This is a genomic window from Mycolicibacterium aichiense, assembly GCF_010726245.1.
Lineage (GTDB): Bacteria > Actinomycetota > Actinomycetes > Mycobacteriales > Mycobacteriaceae > Mycobacterium > Mycobacterium aichiense.
Genome location: NZ_AP022561.1, coordinates 2,560,063 through 2,579,289, shown reverse-complemented (window position 1 = coordinate 2,579,289; position 19,227 = coordinate 2,560,063). Strand labels below are relative to the sequence as shown.

13 protein-coding genes are annotated in these 19,227 nt (G+C 67.9%); 4 read left to right on the top strand and 9 right to left on the bottom strand.

Annotation, left to right across the window (positions count from 1 at the left end):
• Positions 1 to 2: 2 nt before the first annotated feature.
• From bioD to G6N32_RS12395, 3 genes are all read right to left on the bottom strand, one after another.
• Complete coding sequence (bioD, locus tag G6N32_RS12405) at positions 3 to 680, bottom strand: dethiobiotin synthase (protein WP_115319859.1); 678 nt, start codon at positions 678 to 680, stop codon at positions 3 to 5.
• Positions 677 to 1,825 carry an 8-amino-7-oxononanoate synthase gene (locus G6N32_RS12400; protein ID WP_115319858.1) on the bottom strand — a complete coding sequence of 383 codons (1,149 nt, stop codon included), beginning with the start codon at positions 1,823 to 1,825 and terminating at the stop codon, positions 677 to 679. The genes bioD and G6N32_RS12400 overlap by 4 nt, the downstream gene beginning before the upstream one ends.
• Before the next feature lie 85 nt (positions 1,826 to 1,910).
• Complete coding sequence (locus G6N32_RS12395; RefSeq protein ID WP_115319857.1) at positions 1,911 to 3,203, bottom strand: adenosylmethionine--8-amino-7-oxononanoate transaminase; 1,293 nt, start codon at positions 3,201 to 3,203, stop codon at positions 1,911 to 1,913.
• 127 nt (positions 3,204 to 3,330) lie between these two features.
• Here G6N32_RS12395 and G6N32_RS12390 point away from each other — a divergent pair, with 127 nt between their 5' ends.
• From G6N32_RS12390 to treZ, 4 genes are read left to right on the top strand one after another with little or no spacing between them, the layout of a single operon-like run.
• Positions 3,331 to 5,505, top strand: a complete 2,175-nt coding sequence (locus G6N32_RS12390; RefSeq protein WP_115319856.1) for an acetyltransferase SucT — start codon at positions 3,331 to 3,333, stop codon at positions 5,503 to 5,505.
• Between the two features lie 41 nt (positions 5,506 to 5,546).
• Positions 5,547 to 7,691 (top strand): glycogen debranching protein GlgX, encoded by a 2,145-nt coding sequence (gene glgX, locus G6N32_RS12385; protein ID WP_115319855.1) that lies wholly within the window; start codon positions 5,547 to 5,549, stop codon positions 7,689 to 7,691.
• Positions 7,692 to 7,708: 17 nt separating this feature from the next.
• Positions 7,709 to 10,012, top strand: a complete 2,304-nt coding sequence (treY, locus tag G6N32_RS12380) for a malto-oligosyltrehalose synthase (protein WP_115319854.1) — start codon at positions 7,709 to 7,711, stop codon at positions 10,010 to 10,012.
• A complete protein-coding gene (gene treZ, locus G6N32_RS12375) occupies positions 10,005 to 11,729 on the top strand; it encodes a malto-oligosyltrehalose trehalohydrolase (protein WP_115319853.1) in 1,725 nt (574 codons plus the stop codon). Before treY ends, treZ begins: the two co-directional genes overlap by 8 nt.
• On the opposite strand, the gene ilvA is transcribed toward treZ, so the two are convergent.
• From ilvA to G6N32_RS12345, 6 genes are read right to left on the bottom strand one after another with little or no spacing between them, the layout of a single operon-like run.
• Positions 11,726 to 13,018, bottom strand: coding sequence for a threonine ammonia-lyase IlvA (gene ilvA / locus G6N32_RS12370; protein WP_115319852.1), 1,293 nt, complete (start codon positions 13,016 to 13,018; stop codon positions 11,726 to 11,728). The genes treZ and ilvA overlap by 4 nt on opposite strands.
• Positions 13,003 to 13,716 (bottom strand): sirohydrochlorin chelatase, encoded by a 714-nt coding sequence (locus G6N32_RS12365; protein WP_115319851.1) that lies wholly within the window; start codon positions 13,714 to 13,716, stop codon positions 13,003 to 13,005. Before G6N32_RS12365 ends, ilvA begins: the two co-directional genes overlap by 16 nt.
• Positions 13,713 to 14,858: a uroporphyrinogen-III synthase gene (locus tag G6N32_RS12360; RefSeq protein WP_115319850.1), complete on the bottom strand. Its 1,146-nt coding sequence runs from the start codon at positions 14,856 to 14,858 to the stop codon at positions 13,713 to 13,715. Before G6N32_RS12360 ends, G6N32_RS12365 begins: the two co-directional genes overlap by 4 nt.
• Positions 14,830 to 15,195 (bottom strand): nitrite reductase small subunit NirD, encoded by a 366-nt coding sequence (gene nirD, locus G6N32_RS12355; RefSeq protein ID WP_115319849.1) that lies wholly within the window; start codon positions 15,193 to 15,195, stop codon positions 14,830 to 14,832. Before nirD ends, G6N32_RS12360 begins: the two co-directional genes overlap by 29 nt.
• A gap of 48 nt (positions 15,196 to 15,243) precedes the next feature.
• A complete protein-coding gene (gene nirB, locus G6N32_RS12350; RefSeq protein WP_115319848.1) occupies positions 15,244 to 17,766 on the bottom strand; it encodes a nitrite reductase large subunit NirB in 2,523 nt (840 codons plus the stop codon).
• Positions 17,763 to 19,214 (bottom strand): MFS transporter, encoded by a 1,452-nt coding sequence (locus tag G6N32_RS12345; protein ID WP_115319847.1) that lies wholly within the window; start codon positions 19,212 to 19,214, stop codon positions 17,763 to 17,765. Before G6N32_RS12345 ends, nirB begins: the two co-directional genes overlap by 4 nt.
• Between the last annotated feature and the right edge of the window lie 13 nt (positions 19,215 to 19,227).

Sequence of the window (19,227 nt, the reverse complement as noted above, 5' to 3'; positions counted from 1 at the left end):
CTCTAGATCAGGCCGGCGACCCAGTCGGGGTCGAACGCCCGAGCGCTGAACAACGCGAAGTCATTCGGGGACACCGCGGCCACTCCCGCCGGGAGCGCCGCGCGGACCGGAGCGAGCTTGGCCAGCGCTTCGCGGTTGGACTTCTCCGCCGCGCCGGGTTGCGCGGGCCAGGCGCCGATCACCAGACCTGTGCACGAAAGCCCTTTGGCACCAAGGCCTTCCAACGTCAATGCCGTGTGGTTCAGCGTGCCCAGACCCGGCTCGACGACGACGAGCACCGGCGCGGCGAGTTCGACCGCGAGGTCGCGCAGCGTCGCGCCGTCGGCTGTCAGTTCCACCAGCAGGCCGCCGGCCCCTTCGACCAGCGTCAGCCGGCCAGGCCGGTCGACATCGCGGATGACGCTCAGCAGCTCGCCGGTGGTGGGCAGCGGCAGGCCTGCGCTGTCGGCCGCGGCCGCAGGCGCCAGCGGATCCGGATAGCGCGCGACGCCGAACAGTTCGGTGACGCCGGAGAGCCTGCCGACCTCGGCGAGGTCGTCGTCGCCGTCGGCGGTGCCGGTCTGCACCGGCTTGCACACCGCGACGTCCCGTTCGGCCACCCGCGCGTGGCAGGCCAGCGCCGCGGTCACGACGGTTTTTCCCACTCCGGTCCCGGTGCCGGTGACGACCAGCACGCTCATCGGGGCTGCGCCCCCAACACCGCGGACAGAACCTCGCGCGCGGTGTCCATCTCCTCGTCGGTCAACGACGCCCGCGCGGTCAGCCGCAGCCGCGAGGTGCCCGCCGGAACCGTCGGCGGCCGGAAACACCCGACCCGCACCCCGGCCTCCAGACAGGCGCTCGCCGCGGCCACCGCGATCTCCGGGTCGCCGAGAATGACTGAGACGACGGCAGATTCGGGCTCCTCTGGCACGTCACACATCTCGGCCAGCTCCCGGGCCCGGTCGATCACAGCGGTGGCCCGCCCCGGTTCGGCAACCAGCACGGTGAGCGCAGCGAGTGCGGCGCCGACCGGCGCCGGGGCCAGTCCGGTGTCGAAGATCATCGTCCGCGCGGCGTCGATGAGGTGGTCGCGCACCGCGGCGGGGCCGAGCACCGCACCACCTTGGCTGCCCAGCGACTTCGACATGGTCGTCGTCATGATCACGTCGGGCGCACCGGCCAATCCGGCCTCGTGAATCAGGCCACGTCCGCCGGTGCCGCGGACCCCGAGGCCATGGGCCTCGTCGACCAGCAACAGCGCCCCGTGCCTGCGGCAGACCTCGTGGAGCCTGCGCAGCGGCGCCAGCGCGCCGTCGGTGCTGAACACCGATTCGGTGATGACCAGCGCCCGCTCTTCGTCGCGCCCGGCCAGCGCTGCCTCGACAGCCTCGACGTCGAGATGCGGCGCGACGACTACCCGCGCCCGCGACAGCCGACATGCGTCGACCAGCGAGGCGTGTGACAGCGCGTCGGACACGATCAGCGAGCCCGGGCCGGACAGCGCCACGGTGGCGCCGATGTTGGCGGTGTAGCCCGAGGAGAACACCAGCGCGGCCTCGGCGCCGACGAAATCAGCCAGGGCGCTTTCGAATTCCTCGTGCAGTTCGGTGTTTCCGGTAACCAGCCGCGAGCCGGTCGATCCCGCACCCCACGTGCGCAACGCACCCACCCCACCGTCGATGACCGCGGGATGCTGGGACAGGCCCAGATAGTCATTCGAGGCCAGGTCCAGCTCGGTGGCCACCGCGGGCCGGGTCCGTAGCGACCGGCGTAGGCCGGCGTCCCGGCGCTGCCGCTCGACGGTGTCGAGCCAGGCCAGTGGGGAAAGACCGACGCGGGTCACAGGCACTCCTCCGACGCTACTTGAACACCGTTCAGGTTAGCGTGACGACGAGCGCCGAGGCACGAGGGGTGAGGAGTCGCGCTATTCAGCCCAGTGCACACGCCACGGCGACCATCGCCGAGGTGATCTGATCCACCTCGTCCGGAGTGCAGATGAACGGCGGCATCGCGTAGATCAGGTTGCGGAAGGGCCTCAGCCAGACGCCGTTGTCCAGGGCGACCGGGGTGGCGACGGTGAGGTCGACCGGCTGCCGTGTCTCGATCACACCGATCGCACCGAGCACCCGGACGTCGGCCACCGACGACAGCGCGCGGGCCGGCTCGACCCCCTCAGCCAGCCCGGCACCGATCTCGGCGACCCGGGCGCGCCAGTCCTGGGCGAGCAACAGTTCGACTGAGGCCACCGACACCGCACACGCCAGCGCGTTGGCCATGAACGTCGGGCCGTGCATCAACGCACCCGCATCGCTGCCACTGATCGTCCGCGCGATATCCAGCGTGCACAGTGTCGCCGCCAGCGTGACGTAACCGCCGGTCAATGCCTTGCCGACGCACATGATGTCGGGACTGACGCCGGCGTGGTCGGCGGCGAACAGCTCGCCGGTGCGCCCGAAACCGGTGGCGATTTCGTCGAAGATGAGCAGCACTCCGGCGCGGTCGCAGAGCGCGCGCAGGTCGGTGAGGTAGCGCGGGTCGTGGAATCGCATTCCGCCGGCACCTTGGACCACCGGTTCGACGATCACGGCGGCGAGCTCGTCGGCATGCGCGAGCAGCTGGTCTCCGAACGCCGCGACGTAGGCCGGGTCGTAGTCACCCGGCACCGGGGGCGCGAACACCTGCGGGGACAACACGTCGCTCCACAGCGAGTGCATGCCGCCGTCGGGGTCGCAGACGCTCATCGGGGTGAAGGTGTCGCCGTGATATCCGCCACGCCACGTCATCAGTTTGGACTTGCCGAACCGGCCCGCGCTGCGCCAGTACTGCAGCGCCATCTTGACCGCGACCTCCACGGCCACCGAGCCGGAGTCGGAGAAGAACACGGTCTCCAGCCCGGCGGGCGTGATGTCCACCAGCAGCTGCGCCAGACGTGCCGCGGGCTCGTGGGTCAAGCCGCCGAACATGACGTGATTCATCGTCGACAACTGACGGCTCAGCGCCGCGTCCAACACCGGGTTGCCGTGCCCGTGCACCGCAGTCCACCAGGACGCCATCGCATCGAGCACCCTGATCTCGGTGTCGTCGCGAACCAGGGTCAGCCACGCGCCGTCGGCCCGAGTGGCCACCACCGGTGCCATGGCCTCGGCGCCGATCGTGCTGTACGGGTGCCAGATGTGCGCGGCGTCGATCTCGCTGATCTGGTGGGGGGTCAACGCCGACACGTTGTGTGAGCCTAGCCGAGGTGAGATCCGGCGCCGGAGAGCGTTTGCTCAACGGATTTCGTAGCCCCGACGCGCCATTCGCTGCGGATGAGAAGAATACCGGGTTTGGGTAGATTGACTCCCGATCATGTTCACCCTCAGCCCGCCCCGCCCGTCAGCAGTGACGCCGGCGGACTCCGCTCCCCGCACGGCGATGGGTTCGCGGCAATCGGGCTTCTACCGTCACGATCTCGACGGTCTGCGGGGGTTGGCCATCGCCCTCGTCGCGGTGTTCCACGTGTGGTTCGGGCGCGTCTCGGGCGGTGTGGACGTCTTCCTGGTGCTCTCCGGCTTCTTCTTCGGCGGCTCCCTACTGCGCACCGCACTGAATCCCGACTCTTCGCTGTCGCCCTGGCCAGAGATTCGACGACTTGTCCGCAGGCTGCTGCCCGCACTGGTCGTGGTGCTTGCCGCGGGTGCCGTTTTGACGGTTCTCATCCAGCCCCAGACCCGCTGGGAGACCTTTGCTGACCAGAGCCTGGCGAGCCTCGGCTACTACCAGAACTGGGAGCTTTCGGCGACCGAGTCCAACTATCTGCGGGCCGGTGAGGCGGTCAGCCCGCTGCAGCACATCTGGTCGATGTCTGTTCAGGGCCAGTTCTACATCTCGTTTCTTGTCCTTATTTTCGCGTTCGCATATTTGCTGAGGCGCCCGCTTGGCAAGCGACTGCGGCCAACGTTCGTGGCTTTGCTGGCCGGCCTCACCATCGCGTCATTCACCTTTGCCACCGTGCTCCACGTCAACGACCAGACAGCCGCGTACTACAACAGCTTCGCGCGCGCCTGGGAGCTTCTGCTCGGTGTTCTGGTGGGCGCGGCGGTTCCCTACATCCGCTGGCCGATGTGGCTGCGCACGGTGGCGGCCACGGTGGGGCTGGCCGCGATCGTGTCGTGCGGTGCGCTGATCGACGGGGTCCGCGAGTTCCCCGGTCCGTGGGCGCTGGTGCCGGTCGGTGCGACCGTGCTGATGATTCTGGCGGCGGCGAACCGCCAGGCACGGCCGTCGACCAGGGACCGGCTGCCGCTGCCCAACCGGCTGTTGTCGGCCGCCCCGCTGATGACCCTCGGCGCGATGGCCTACTCCCTGTACCTATGGCACTGGCCGCTGCTGATCTTCTGGCTCGCCTACACCGACGGCAGCCGGGCGGGTTTCGTCGACGGCGCCGTCATCCTCGCGATCTCCGGCGTGCTGGCCTACCTCACCATGCGATTCGTCGAGGAGCCGCTGCGATTCCGGCGCAATGCCGCGGCGCAGGTGACGCCGCAGCCCAGCATCCCGTGGCGCACCCGCCTGCGCAGGCCGACGATCGCGCTGGGCACCACGGTCGGGCTACTCGGGGTGGCGCTGACGGCGACGTCGTTCACGTGGCGCGAGCACGTCACCGTGCAGCGCTCGCACGGCAGGGAGCTGGTGACGCTCTCGACCGCCGGTTACCCGGGGGCGCGGGCGCTGACCGAGCACGCCCGGGTGCCGAAGCTGCCGATGCGGCCCACCGTGCTCGAAGCGAAGAACGACCTGCCCGAATCCACCAACGACGGCTGCATCAGCGATTTCGACACTGTCGGGGTCATCAACTGCACCTACGGCGACCTGTCGGCGACCCGAACGATCGCCCTGGCGGGCGGATCGCATGCCGAGCACTGGATCACCGCGTTGGACGCGCTGGCCAAGATGCACCACTTCAAGATCGTCACGTATCTGAAGATGGGCTGCCCGCTGACCACCGAGCAGGAACCGCTGGTGATGGGCGACAACCGGCCGTACCCGAACTGCCACGAGTGGAATGAACGGGTGATGGCCAAGCTGATCAGCGACCGCCCCAGCTTCGTGTTCACCACATCCACCCGGCCGTGGAACATCAAGCCCGGCGATGTGATGCCCGCGACGTACATCGGTATCTGGCAGACCTTGTCGGACAACAACATTCCGATCCTGGCGATGCGTGACACCCCGTGGCTGGTGCGCAACGGCGAACCGTTCTTCCCGACCGACTGCCTGGCCAAGGGCGGCGACGCGGAATCGTGCGGGATCAAGCGCTCCGACGTGCTCTCCGACCGCAATCAGACCCTGGACTTCCTGGCACAGTTCCCGCAGATGCGGATCCTCGACCTCAGCGATGCGGTGTGCCGTCCGGACGTGTGCCGCGCCGTGGAGGGAAATGTGCTGATCTACCACGATTCTCATCACATCTCCGCGACGTACATGCGCACGTTGATTCCTGAACTGGGCAAGCAGCTGGGGGCCGCCACCCGGTGGTGGTGACAACTTGCGCATCACGAGCGCCACGTCGATAAGGTCTAACGATGGCATCGAGCGAACCCGCGCAGGTCACCAGATGGCCGGGTACCCCGTACCCGCTCGGGGCCACCTATGACGGCGCCGGCACGAATTTTTCGGTGTTCTCCGAGGTCGCCGACTCCGTCGAACTCTGCCTGATCGCCAAAGACGGCACCGAGACGCGCATCAACCTCGACGAGGTCGACGGATTCGTCTGGCACACCTACCTGCCGACGATCACTCCGGGGCAGCGCTACGGCTTCCGGGTCCACGGCCCGTGGGACCCGGCGGCCGGCCATCGCTGCGATCCCAGCAAGCTCCTGCTCGACCCGTACGGCAAGTCGTTCCACGGCGACTTCGAGTTCGGCCAGGCGCTGTACTCCTACGACCTGGGCGCCGAGGACCTGGCGTCCGGCGGCACCCCACCGATGGTCGACTCGTTGGGTCACACCATGACCAGCGTGGTGATCAATCCGTTCTTCCAGTGGGGCTCCGACCATCCGCCGCGAACGCCGTACCACGAGACGATCATCTACGAGGCGCACGTCAAGGGGATGACCCAAACCCATCCCGGTATCCCCGACGAACTCCGCGGCACCTACGCCGGCCTGGGTCACCCGGCCGTCATCGACCACCTCAAGAGCCTCAACGTGACGGCCATCGAGTTGATGCCGGTACACCAGTTCATGCACGATCACCGTCTGCTGGATCTCGGACTGCGAAACTACTGGGGCTACAACACTTTCGGATTCTTCGCGCCGCACTACCAGTACTCGTCCACCCAGCATGCCGGCGGTGCGGTGGCCGAATTCAAGACGATGGTTCGCTCGTTCCACGACGCCGGCATCGAGGTGATCCTCGACGTGGTCTACAACCACACCGCCGAGGGCAACCACCTGGGTCCGACGATCAACTTCCGCGGTATCGACAATGCCGCCTACTACCGGCTGCTCGACGACGACAAACGGTTCTACAAGGATTTCACCGGCACCGGCAACAGCCTCAACGCCCGGCATCCGCACACCCTGCAGCTGATCATGGACTCGCTGCGGTACTGGGTGCTGGAGATGCATGTCGACGGATTCCGCTTCGATCTGGCCTCCACACTGGCCCGCGAGTTCTACGACGTCGACCGACTGAGCGCGTTCTTCGACCTGGTGCAACAGGATCCGGTGATCAGCCAGGTCAAGCTCATCGCCGAGCCGTGGGACGTCGGCGAGGGCGGCTACCAGGTCGGCAACTTCCCCGGTCTGTGGACCGAGTGGAACGGCAAGTACCGCGACACCGTCCGCGATTACTGGCGCGGCGAGCCCGCGACCCTCGGCGAGTTCGCCTCCCGGCTGACCGGCTCGTCGGACCTCTACGAGGCGACCGGCCGACGGCCCAGCGCGAGCATCAACTTCGTCACCTGCCACGACGGGTTCACCCTCGCCGACCTGGTGTCCTACAACGAGAAACACAACGAGGCCAACGGCGAGGACAACCGCGACGGCGAAAGCCACAACCGGTCGTGGAACTGCGGTGTGGAGGGCCCGACCGACGACCCGGCGATCATGGCACTGCGCCATCAGCAGATGCGCAACATCCTGGCCACCCTGATGCTCTCGCAGGGCACCCCGATGATCGCCCACGGCGACGAGATCGGCCGCACCCAGCAGGGCAACAACAACGTCTACTGCCAGGATTCACCGCTGTCCTGGATGGACTGGACGTGCAAGGAAACCCACGCCGAGTTGTTGGAGTTCACCAAGAGCGTGACCGCACTGCGCAAGGCGCACCCGGTCTTTCGGCGGCGCCGGTTCTTCGACGGCGAACCGCTGCGCACCGGCGACCAGGTGCGCGACATCGCCTGGCTCACCACTGCCGGTCAGGAGATGTCGCATGACGACTGGAATTCCGGCTTCAAGTTCGTGGGGGTGTTCCTCAACGGCGACGCGATCCCGGAGCCCAATGCACGCGGCGAGCGCGTTGTCGACGATTCGTTCCTGCTGTGTTTCAACGCCCACAAGAAGCCGATCGAGTTCACGGTTCCGGACGGCGAATACGCGCAAGAGTGGAGCGCGGTTCTGGACACCTCGGAGGCCACCGGGACCACCGACGTCGTGGTGAAAGCGGGCGAAACGATAAGTGTTCCATCTCGCTCGGTATTGGTGCTTCAAAAGACTGCCTAGCGGGAACAGGCTCAGCTATGGCTTACCCGGTGCTGTCCACCTACCGCCTGCAACTGCGCGGCGCTTCGGCGGGCGACGCGTTCACCTTCGCCGACGCCGAGGAACTCATCCCCTATCTCGACGATCTCGGCGTCTCCCACCTCTACCTCTCCCCCATCCTGACCGCGGCACCGGGCTCCACCCACGGCTACGACGTCACCGATCCGACCACGGTGTCCGAGGAACTGGGCGGCGCCGAAGGCCTGGCGCGGCTCGCCGAGGCCGCCAAGGCACGCGGCCTCGGTCTGGTCGTCGACATCGTCCCCAATCACGTCGGGGTCGACCAGCCTCAGCGCAACCCCTGGTGGTGGGACGTGCTGCAGCACGGCAGGCAGTCGCCGTACGCGACGTACTTCGACATCGACTGGTCGGTCGACCCGGAGGGCCGAATCCTGTTGCCGGTCCTGGGATCTGACGGCGATGTCGCAGACCTCACCGTAGACGGTGATGTGTTACGGCTCGGCGACCTCGCGTTCCCCATCGCACCCGGAACCGGCGAGGGCTCGGGCCCCGAGGTCCACGATCAGCAGCACTACAAGCTGATCGGATGGCGCAACGGGGTGTGCGGCTATCGTCGATTCTTCTCGATCACCTCACTGGCGGGTCTGCGCCAGGAAGACCGGGAGGTTTTCGACACATCGCATGCCGAAGTGGCCCGCTGGTTCACCGACGGCCTGGTCGACGGAGTGCGCATCGACCACCCTGACGGTCTGACCGATCCGACCGGATACCTGGGATGGCTGCGCGAGCTGACCGGCCCGCAGGCCTGGATCGTGATCGAGAAGATCCTCGGAGTGGATGAGGCGCTGGACCCGACGCTGCCGATCGACGGCACCACGGGCTATGACGTACTGCGCGAGGTGGGCGGCATCTTCGTCGACCCCACCGGCGCCGAGGCACTGACCGAACTGGTCGATGCGGAAGGCTTCGACTACGCCGGCGCCCCGGAACTGCTGCGGCAGTTGAAGATCAGCACCGCCACCACGACGCTGTCCAGCGAGCTCGCTCGGCTGTGCCGCTCGATTGTGGCGGCCGTCGGCGCCGATCATCCGCAGTTGCCCGATGCGGTGGCGGCGCTGCTGACCGAAGTCGGTGTCTACCGGTCGGATTACCTGAACTTGTCGGCGGTGCTGTCGACCGCCTTCGCGCACACGGTGGCCGCCCAGCCCGAGCTGGCGGTCCCGCTGCAGCTGGTGTCGGCCGCGCTGGCCGGTGATTCCAGCGAGCCGGGCGCACGGCTGCAGCAGCTGTGCGGCGCGATGACGGCGAAGTCGGTGGAGGATTGCTACTTCTACCGCGACGCCCGGTTGGTGTCGCTGAACGAGGTCGGTGGCGAGCCGCACCGATTCGGCGTCAGCGCCGCGGAATTCCATCGCAGCTCGGCGGTCCGGGGCCGCCTGTGGCCGAAGTCGATGACCACGTTGTCCACCCACGACACCAAACGCGGCGAGGATGTGCGGGCGCGCATCGGTGTGCTGTCGCAGGTCCCGTCGCTGTGGGCCGAGTTCGTGGGCAGCTGGCAGACCACCACACCCGCGCCGGACGCCGCGACCGGACTGTTCCTGTTGCAGAACATCTTCGGCGTATGGCCGGCCGACGGACAGGTCACCGACGAGCTGCGGACGCGCGTGCACGCCTACACCGAGAAGGCCATCAGGGAAGCCATGTGGCACACCTCGTGGAACGACCCGGACACCGGATTCGAGGACGCGGTGCACGCCTGGGTCGACGCGATCCTGGACGGCCCGGTCGCCACCGAACTCACCGGGGTCGTGGTGCAGCTCGAACCGCATGCCCACAGCGACGCACTCGGCCAGAAGCTGCTGGCGCTCACCGTCCCCGGCATCCCGGACGTCTATCAGGGCACCGAGTTGTGGGAGGACAGCCTCGTCGACCCGGACAACCGCAGGCCGGTCGACTACCCGGCGCGCACAGCGGAGCTGGAAGGGCTGTCGCACAGCAAGATTCGCGTGGTGCGAGCGGCGTTGCATGCCCGCCGCGACCATCCCGAGGCGTTCCTGTCCGGTGACTACCGGCCGGTGCTCGCCGAAGGCACTGCCGCACCGCACATCGTGGCCTTCCAGCGCGGCGTCGATGTGCTGGTCGCCGTCACCCGCTGGACCGTACGGTTGCATCACGACGGGTGGGGCGACACGACCCTGCCGTTGCCGGACGGCACGTGGACCGATCGCCTGACCGGTAACCGATGGACCGGCCCGACCCGGGCCGATGACTTGTTCGGCGAGCTGCCCGTCGTCCTCTTGGAGAGATCTGATGCCTGAATTCGCCGTGTGGGCACCGCTGCCCGAGCAGATGCGCCTCGACCTCGACGGGCAGCTCCATGACATGACGGTCGATGACGGCGGTTGGTGGCGCGCCGACGTCGACGCCGCCGCGGACGCCCGGTACGGCTTCGTCCTCGACGACGACCCGACGGTGCTGCCGGATCCGCGCTCCGCCCGCCAGCCCGATGGCGTGCACGAGCGATCCCAACTCTGGGATCCCTCCTCCGCGCAATGGTCGGATACGCACTGGGCGGGCCGCTCCATCGAGGGTGCGGTCATCTACGAGCTGCACACCGGAACGTTCACCCCGGAAGGGACATTCGACGCCGCCATCGCGAAGCTGGACTATCTGGTGGACCTCGGCGTCGACTTCGTCCAGCTGATGCCCGTCAACGCCTTCAGTGGCGAGCACGGGTGGGGCTACGACGGAGTGTTGTGGTACGCCGTGCACGAACCCTACGGCGGCCCAGACGGTTTGGTGCGCCTGATCGATGCCGCGCATGCCCGCGGGCTCGGGGTCCTGATCGACGCGGTCTTCAACCACCTGGGGCCGTCCGGCAACTATCTGCCCAAGTACGGCCCGTACCTGTCCTCGGTCAGCAACCCATGGGGTGAGGGCGTCAACCTCACCGGACCCGATGCCGACGAGGTGCGCCGCTACATCCTCGACTGCGCGCTGCGCTGGATGCGCGACTTCCACGCCGACGGCCTGCGGCTCGACGCGGTGCACGCGCTGGTCGACAACACCGCGATTCACATCCTCGAAGAGATGACCGCCGAAACCGACGCACTGTCAGCCACCGTGGGCCGACCGCTGTCGCTGATCGCCGAGAGCGACCTCAACGATCCGCGGCTGATCACTCCCCGCGATCGCGGCGGATATGGTCTGACCGCGCAGTGGGACGACGACATCCATCACGCCATCCACACCGCGGTGTCCGGCGAACGGCAGGGCTACTATGCCGATTTCGGGTCGATGTCGGCATTGGCCAGCACGCTGCGCAACGGCTACTTCCACGCCGGCACCTATTCGTCGTTCCGGCACCGCAGGCACGGCAGGCCGCTGGACAAGTCACTGATCCCGGCCACCCGGCTCACGGCCTACACCTGCACCCACGATCAGGTGGGCAACCGCGCGACCGGTGACCGGCCGTCGCAGAACCTGGACTACGGCCAGCTCGCCATCAAAGCGGCGCTCGCCCTCGGATCGCCCTACACGGCAATGCTTTTCATGGGCGAAGAATGGGCTGCGTCGACCCCGTTCCAGTTCTTCAGCTCGCACCCCGAACCCGAACTGGCGAAGGCGACCGCGGAGGGCCGCAAGGCGGAGTTCGCCGACCACGGCTGGGATGCCGACGACATCCCCGACCCGCAGGACCCGCAGACGTTCCTGCGCTCCAAGCTGAACTGGGACGAGATCGACGAGGGCAGGCATGCCGAACTGCGGGACTTCTACCGTGGTCTGATCGCATTGCGCCGGACCGAACCCGACATGGCCGACGCGTGGCTGCAGCATCTGATTGTCGATTTCGACGAGGACGAACGCTGGATCGTGATGCGGCGCGGCCACATTGCGATCGCCTGCAACCTCGGCAAGCAGTCGGTCGGCGTGCCGGTCACCGGCGAGGCGATCCTGGCGTGGGGCGAGCCCGAGGTGGGCGAGCACGGCACCGCGCTGCCCGGACACTCGGTGGTGGTGACCCGAGCCGGCTAGGTCAGGTACCGGTAGGCCGGCGAACCGGGCTCCAGCGGCTCGACGTGCAGACCGGAGGCGTCCATCCGGGCCCGCAGCCCGTCGAGCCCGGCGGCCGAGCCGAGTTCGATGCCGACCAGCGCCTCGCCGGTTTCGCGGTTGTTGCGCTTGACGTACTCGAACAGGGTGATGTCGTCGTTCGGCCCGAGGATCTCGTCGAGGAACCGGCGCAGTGCACCCGGCTCCTGCGGGAAGTCGACCAGGAAGTAGTGCTTGAGGCCCAGGTGCACCAGCGACCGCTCGAGCACCTCGCCGTAGCGGGAGACGTCGTTGTTGCCGCCGGAGATCAGGCACACCACCGTCGACCCGGGCTCCACTCCGGCCTCCAGCAACCCGGCAACCGACAGCGCCCCCGCAGGCTCGGCGATGATGCCCTCGTTCTGGTAGAGGTCGAGCATCGCCGTGCAGACCGCACCCTCGTCGACCGTCGTCACCGACACCATGTCGCCCGCCGCGGCCAGCGCCTGATACGGCAGCGCACCGATCTGCTTGACCGCCGCGCCGTCGACGAACTGGTCGACGTGATCCAGCTCGACCGGGCCGCCGGCGGCCAGCGCCGCGATCATCGAGGCCGCGCCTGCGGGCTCGACGCCGAGCACCGCGGTGTTGGATGTCCGCTCGGCCAGATAGGTGGTGATTCCCGCGATGCACCCGCCGCCGCCGACCGGGACGACCACCAGGTCCGGTTCGGTGTCGAGCTGGGCGAGGATCTCCACGGCGATCGTGCCCTGGCCGGCCATCGTGCGCAGATCGTCGAACGGCGGAACCAAGGTGGCGCCGGTGCGGGCGACGTCGTCGAGAGCCGCCTGCGCCGCCTGATCGTAGGTCGCCCCGCCGACGATCAGGTCGATGAACTCCCCACCGTGATAACGGATGCGGTCGCGCTTCTGCTTCGGGGTCTTGGCGGGCACGTAGACCCGTCCGTGCACACCCATCGAGCGGCAGGCCAGCGCGAAGCCCTGCGCATGATTACCGGCCGACGAGCACACCACCCCGGCCGCGATTTCGGCGGCGGAGAGCTGTTTGAGCAGGTTGTAGGCGCCGCGCACCTTGTAGGACCGCACGCTCTGCAGGTCCTCGCGCTTGAGGTAGACCTCGGCGCCGGTGGCCTGCGAAAGCCGGTCGCTGTACTGCAGCGGGCTCTGGCTGACCACGTCGGCAATTCGCTGACCGGCCTCATCGATGTCGGCCGCTGAGATAGGTGGGGTCAGCGGCGTCCTTCGAGAATCCTGGGTCAGTTCAGCGGACACCGATCAATGGTGCCACCACCAGGGCTGAATGCGGGAATTGGGGTGAGCGCGAACCGGCGGGCCAACAACGCCACGAGTTCGGGATGCGCGCCCAGCGGGTCGGTCACTCCGTGCGCACCGCAACCGGCCAGCCTGGTGTGGAAGACGCCCCCCGCGAGCAGGTAGGAGGCGATGAACACCCGGCGCCCGGCCGCTCGGATCCGGGCCACCAGGTCGGCGACCGTCGGTGCGCCGGTGGCGACGAAGCCGAGGTGCACCTCGCCCACCAGACCGCCCAGCAGGGCGGCGGCCCGGACCAGTTCGCGCCGGGCCGCCGGATCGGAGGACCCGGCGGCCGCCATCACGACCGCGTCACCCGGGGTCCAGCCCACCTCGAGCAGCCTGGTGCGCATGATCGCGGCCAGCACCGGATCGGGGCCAAGGGCGGCGGTGATGGTGACGCACGCGTGTCCGCTCTCCGCGACCCGCGCAGGCAGGTCGGTGTTGACGTGGTAGCCCGAGGCCAGGAACGCCGGCACCACGATCGCGGGGCTCGTCGACTCGGCCAGTAGCTCCCGGGGATTGGGGCCGAGGACGTCGACGAACGCGGTACGCACCGGGCCGACATGTTCGGCGACGGCCGCCGCGATCTCGGTGACGGTGGCCAGCCCCTGCGGGCTTCGGGTGCCGTGGGCGACCAGGATCAGCTCGGCTGTCATGTCGCCTCCACATCCACGGCGAGTCGGTAGCCGCGTTTGACGACGGTCTGCACCACCCGCGGGGCGGCCAGTGCCGACCGAAGCCGCGCCATCGCGGTCTCGACCGCGTGGGTGTCGTCGCCACCACCGGGCAGTTCGGCGAGCAGCTCCTCGCGGGACACCACCAGACCCGGTGCCACCAGCAGCCGCCGCAACAACGCCATCCCGGCCGGCGGAAGCACTTTGAGCTCGCCGTCCACCTCGACACTGGCACTGCGAACGCTGATGCGGTGCCCGCCGGCTCTGTATTGCTTTGCCAAGCATGGCAATTCGTCGGTGATGAGGCGGGCCAGCGCGCCGAGGCGATAGCGCTGCGGGGAGCGCGGCTCGATACCGAGCCGGGCCAGTGGGGTCGCCGTCACCGGGCCGACACAGAACACCGCGACGTTGTTGCGCAACGCGGTGATCAGACAGTCCAGTGCGCCAATGGCTTTCGCGCGTTCCAGCAGGGATGCGACGGCGGGCGCGCTGGTGAAGCTCACCGCGTCGACGTCGGAATTGACGATCATGCCGATCAGCTGGTCGATGCGCCGGGTGTCCTCGGGCTGTTCCCAGCGATACACCGGCACCTTCACCACCTGGGCGCCTGCCCGGGTCAGCGCATCGCAGATGTCGGTGTCGGGCTCCCATTCACTTGCCGCACCGTGCAACTGCACCGCAATCCGCAGCTGGTCCACCCCTTCGGAGAGCAACCGCTCCAGCACTTCGACCGACGACTCCGACTCCGGGCTCCACTCCTCACAGAGTCCGGCCTGCCGCACCGCGCCCCGCGCCTTGGGCCCGCGGGCCAGGATGCGCGTCGATCCCAGTGCGGCGAGCAGACCGTCGTGCACATCCCAGCCGTGGCCGGCCTCGACCCAGCCCCGGAAGCCGATCCCGGTGGTAACGACGACCAGATCGGGTGGCTCGGCGATGAGTTGTTCGGTGACCCGGTGCAGTTCGACGTCGTCGACCAGCGGCACGATCCGGATCGTCGGGGCGTGCACGACCGCGGCACCGCGCCGCTCCAGCAGCGTGATGAACTCTTCGGCACGGCGCGCGGCAGTCACCCCCACGGTGAAACCGGCCAGCGGGTCAGCGACTTCTGATCTCGACGAATCCATCGACCACCCTGACGTCGTAGACCGGCAGTGCGTGTGACTCGTCGTCGAGGCAGCGACCGTCGACCAGGGAGAACACCTGTTTGAGTAGCGGTGAGGCGACCGTGGGCTCACCGCGCCGGTCCCCGACCAGGCCGCGCGACATGACCGCGGCACGGCCGAACGGGTCGATGTTGCCGACCGCGGCCAGCGTTCCGTCGGCCAGCAAGAACAACGCCGCCTGCGCGCCGCCGGGCAGCAACACCGCGACCCCGCGTCCGGCCAGCAGCGCGCTGCGCGGGCACGCGGGCGTCCACACGTCGAGGTCGAGCCCCACGCGGGTATCTGCAAGAACTGTCATGGTTTCAGGCCTCCAAGACCTTGATAGAGGGGTCGTGTTTCGCCGCTGTTACGCGCGGCTTTCCGCCGCGTTGACGCTGCCGGGCATGCCGAGCAGCAGCGGCACCTTGCGCGGGCCGCTCTCATCGAACGCGACCGTCGGGTCCGACTCGTCGGGGGCGTTGACGAATGACACGAAGCGCGCCAGTTTCTCCTGATCGTTGAGCACGCCCGCCCACTCGTCGGAGTAGCCATCAACGTGGCGCGCCATCGCGTCGTCGAGATCCGCGGCGATCCCCAACGAGTCCGCGCACACCACGTCCCGGATGTGATCGAGCCCACCGTCGATGGTCTCCTGCCAGACGGCGGTGCGCTGCAAGCGGTCTGCGGTGCGGATGTAGAACATCAGGTATCGGTCGATGTAGCGGACCAGGGAATCGGAATCCAGGTCGCCGGCCAACAGCTGCGCGTGCTTGGGGTTGGCGCCGCCGTTACCGCCGACGTAGAGGTTCCAGCCCTTCTCGGTGGCGATCACCCCGACGTCCTTGCCGCGGGCCTCGGCACATTCGCGTTGGCAGCCCGACACCCCCATCTTGATCTTGTGCGGTGAACGCAAGCCCCGATACCGCAATTCGAGCGCGACGGCCATCGCGACCGAGTCCTGAACACCGTAGCGGCACCAGGACGACCCGACGCAGCTCTTCACCGTGCGCAGCGATTTGCCGTACGCGTGCCCGGATTCCATACCTGCGTCGACCAGCCTCTTCCAGATCTGCGGCAGTTGCTCGACGCGGGCACCGAACAGGTCGATCCGCTGACCGCCGGTGATCTTGGTGTACAGGCCGAAATCCTTTGCCACCTGGGCGATCACCATCAGCTGCTCGGGTGTGACCTCACCGCCGGGCAACCGCGGCACCACCGAATACGTGCCGTTGCGCTGAATGTTGGCCAGGAAATGGTCGTTGGTGTCCTGCAGTGCGGCGGTCTCGCCGTCGAGGATGTGGTCCGACGACGTGGATGCCAGGATCGACGCGACAACCGGCTTGCAGATGTCACAGCCGGTGCCGGTCCCGTACTCGGCGATCAGCGCCGAAAAGGTCCGGATACCGGTCGATGCGATGATCTGGAACAGCTCCGCGCGGGACTGCTGGAAGTGTTCGCACAGCGCCTTCGACATCACGACACCCTGCGACTCCAGGAGCCGCTTGAGCATCGGAATGCAACTGCCACAGGAGGTTCCGGCAGCGGTCGCACACTTGATCGCCGGTACGTCGTGGGCGCCGTCCGCGATCGCGCCGCAGATGCTGTGCTTGGATACCGCGTTGCACGAGCAGATCTGCGCGTCGTCGGGCAGCGCACCCACCCCGACCTCGGCCCCGGTCGGCGAGATCAGTGTCGCCGGGTCGGCCGGAAGCGGCCTGCCGACCAGCGGGCGCAGGGTCGAGTAGGCGCTCGCATCACCGACCAGGATGCCACCCAGCAGGGTCGACACATCGTCGGAGACAACCAGTTTGGCGTAGGTCTGGTTGACGGCGTCGTTGAGCACGACTTCCAGCGCGCCCGGCGTGCTGGCGTGGGCGTCGCCGAAGCTCGCGACGTCGACACCGAGCAGCTTGAGCTTGGTGGACAGATCGGCACCCGGAAATTCGGCGGTACCGCCGACCAGCCGGTCGGCCACCACCTCGGCCATCGTGTAACCGGGCGCGACCAGGCCGTAACAGCGGCCTTCGACCGCCGCCACCTCACCGATCGCGTACACCCGGGGATCGCCGGTGGCGCAACTGATGTCGGTCAGCACTCCGCCGCGCTCGGCGATCGGCAGACCACAGTCCCGGGCCAGCTCGTCACGTGGGCGCACGCCGGCGGAAAAGACCAGCACCGCGGCGTCGAGCTGGTCGCCGTTGGACAGTGCCACCGTGATGCCGTCACCGGTGTCGACGATCTCGGTGGACGCCACATCGGTGTGCACGACGATGCCGAGCTCGGTGATCAGCCGGTTCAGCAGTGCCCCACCGCCCTCGTCGACCTGGATGGGCATCAGCCGCGGGGACCGTTCCAGCACATGCGGAGTCAGCCCCAGCATGCGCAACGCGTTGGCGGCTTCCAGCCCCAGCAGACCGCCGCCGACGACGATGCCGGTCGCCCCTTGCCGGGTCGCCGACACGGCCGTGCGGATCGCGTCGAGGTCTTCCAGGGTCCGGTAGACAAAGCACCGGTCCAGATCGCTGCCGGGGATGGGCGGCACGAAGGGGTACGAGCCGGTGGCCAGCACCACCGCGTCGTAGCCGATGCGCTCCCCCGTCGAGGTGACCACCTCGCGGGCGTCCCGGTCGATCGCGGTGGCCGGTTGCCCGACCCGCAGATCGACCAATCGGTCTCCGGCGTAGTCATTTCCGGACAGCGCCAAGCTGGCGCGATCCCATCCGTCGATGTAGGAGGACAACCCGACCCGATCGTAGGCCGCGGTCGGTTCCTCGCAGAGCACCACCACCCGCCAGCTTCCGTCGCGGTCGCGATCGCGCAGTGCTTCGACGAACCGGTGGCCGACCATGCCGTGACCGATGACCACGACGGTCCGGCTGGGGGCGGTCATGCGGCGGCTGCGGCGCTGCCGACCGCGGGGCTGTCGGTAGTGATGACCTTGGCTCTCTTCGGCGTTCGGACGTAGGCCACCCAGGTGATCGCCGCGCACAGCATGTAGAAGCCGAGGAACACCCAGAAGGCCATGGTGGCGGATTTCGCCGGCGACAGGTAGGACGCCCGCAGTGCGATGTTGACGCCCACCCCGCCGAGACCTCCGATCGCACCTGCGATCCCGATCAGCGCGCCCGACATCCGCAGCGACCAGGCGCTGCGGTCCGCCGTGGTGGAGTCGATGCTCTTCGACTTGGCCTCGAAGATCGACGGGATCATCTTGTAGACCGAGCCGTTTCCCATCCCGGAGAGGATGAACAGCGCGATGAATCCGGCGATGAACGCGGCCATGGTGGCACCTGTCGCCGGTCCCGGGGTCGCGTCGTCGATCTCGCCGGCGGCGACCAGCCAGCCGGCGGCGGCGATCATCGCGAAGAACGTGTAGAGCGTGACCTTGCCACCGCCGAAGCGATCCGACAGCCAGCCACCCAGCGGACGCGACAGGGAGCCGAGCACCGGTCCGATGAAAGCGATCTGGGCCGCGTGCAGCGATGCCTGCGCGGTCATCGCCGGGGTGACGGGGCCGCCGTGCGACAGTCCGGCCAGGAAGTTGATCTGCAGCACCTGACCGAACGCGAAGCCGAAGCCGATGAACGACCCGAAGGTACCGATGTAGAGCAGTGAGATCAGCCACGAATCACGATGTGCCAGAACATCGATGAGCGAACGCGCGTCGCTGCGCTGGTTGGTGAGGTTATTCATGAACAACGATGCGCCGACTGCCGCCATGGCGATCAGGACCAGGTAGGCGGCACAGACCAGATGCGGCGAGCGGTTTCCGACGGTGGCGATGACCAGCAGTCCGACGAGCTGGATGACGGCGACACCGATGTTTCCGCCACCGGCGTTGAGGCCCAGCGCCCAGCCCTTGTATCGCTGCGGATAGAAGGCGTTGATGTTGGTCATCGACGAGGCGAAGTTTCCGCCGCCCAGTCCGGCGAAACCGGCCACGATCAGCAGCGTCGTGTAGGACGTGCCCGGGTGTGCCATGAAGTACAGCGTCAGCGCCGTCGGGACCAGGAGTGCCAGAGCCGAGAAGATCGTCCAGTTGCGACCGCCGAAGTGGGCGGTGGCGAACGTGTACGGGATGCGCAGGACCGCTCCGACCAGGGTGGGCACGGCTACCAGGAAGAACTTGCCTGCGGCATCGATGTGGTAGACGTTCTGCGGCATGAACAACACCATCACCGACCAGATGGACCACACCGAGAATCCGACGTGCTCGGCGAAGATCGACCAAATCAGGTTGCGGCGTGCGATTTTCGAGCCGCCGTCATTCCAGGCCGCGACGTCTTCGGCGTCCCAGTCGTCGATGTCGTGGCGGCTGCGGGTGGAGGAATTCTGCATGCGCTCACGGTAG

Coding starts and splice junctions, on each gene's coding strand:
- bioD (WP_115319859.1), bottom strand. CDS start 680: ATGAGCGTGCTGGTCGTCACCGGCACCGGGACCGGAGTGGGAAAAACC.
- G6N32_RS12390 (WP_115319856.1), top strand. CDS start 3,331: ATGTTCACCCTCAGCCCGCCCCGCCCGTCAGCAGTGACGCCGGCGGAC.
- glgX (WP_115319855.1), top strand. CDS start 5,547: ATGGCATCGAGCGAACCCGCGCAGGTCACCAGATGGCCGGGTACCCCG.
- treY (WP_115319854.1), top strand. CDS start 7,709: ATGGCTTACCCGGTGCTGTCCACCTACCGCCTGCAACTGCGCGGCGCT.
- treZ (WP_115319853.1), top strand. CDS start 10,005: ATGCCTGAATTCGCCGTGTGGGCACCGCTGCCCGAGCAGATGCGCCTC.
- G6N32_RS12365 (WP_115319851.1), bottom strand. CDS start 13,716: ATGACAGCCGAGCTGATCCTGGTCGCCCACGGCACCCGAAGCCCGCAG.
- G6N32_RS12360 (WP_115319850.1), bottom strand. CDS start 14,858: ATGGATTCGTCGAGATCAGAAGTCGCTGACCCGCTGGCCGGTTTCACC.
- nirD (WP_115319849.1), bottom strand. CDS start 15,195: ATGACAGTTCTTGCAGATACCCGCGTGGGGCTCGACCTCGACGTGTGG.
- nirB (WP_115319848.1), bottom strand. CDS start 17,766: ATGACCGCCCCCAGCCGGACCGTCGTGGTCATCGGTCACGGCATGGTC.
- G6N32_RS12345 (WP_115319847.1), bottom strand. CDS start 19,214: ATGCAGAATTCCTCCACCCGCAGCCGCCACGACATCGACGACTGGGAC.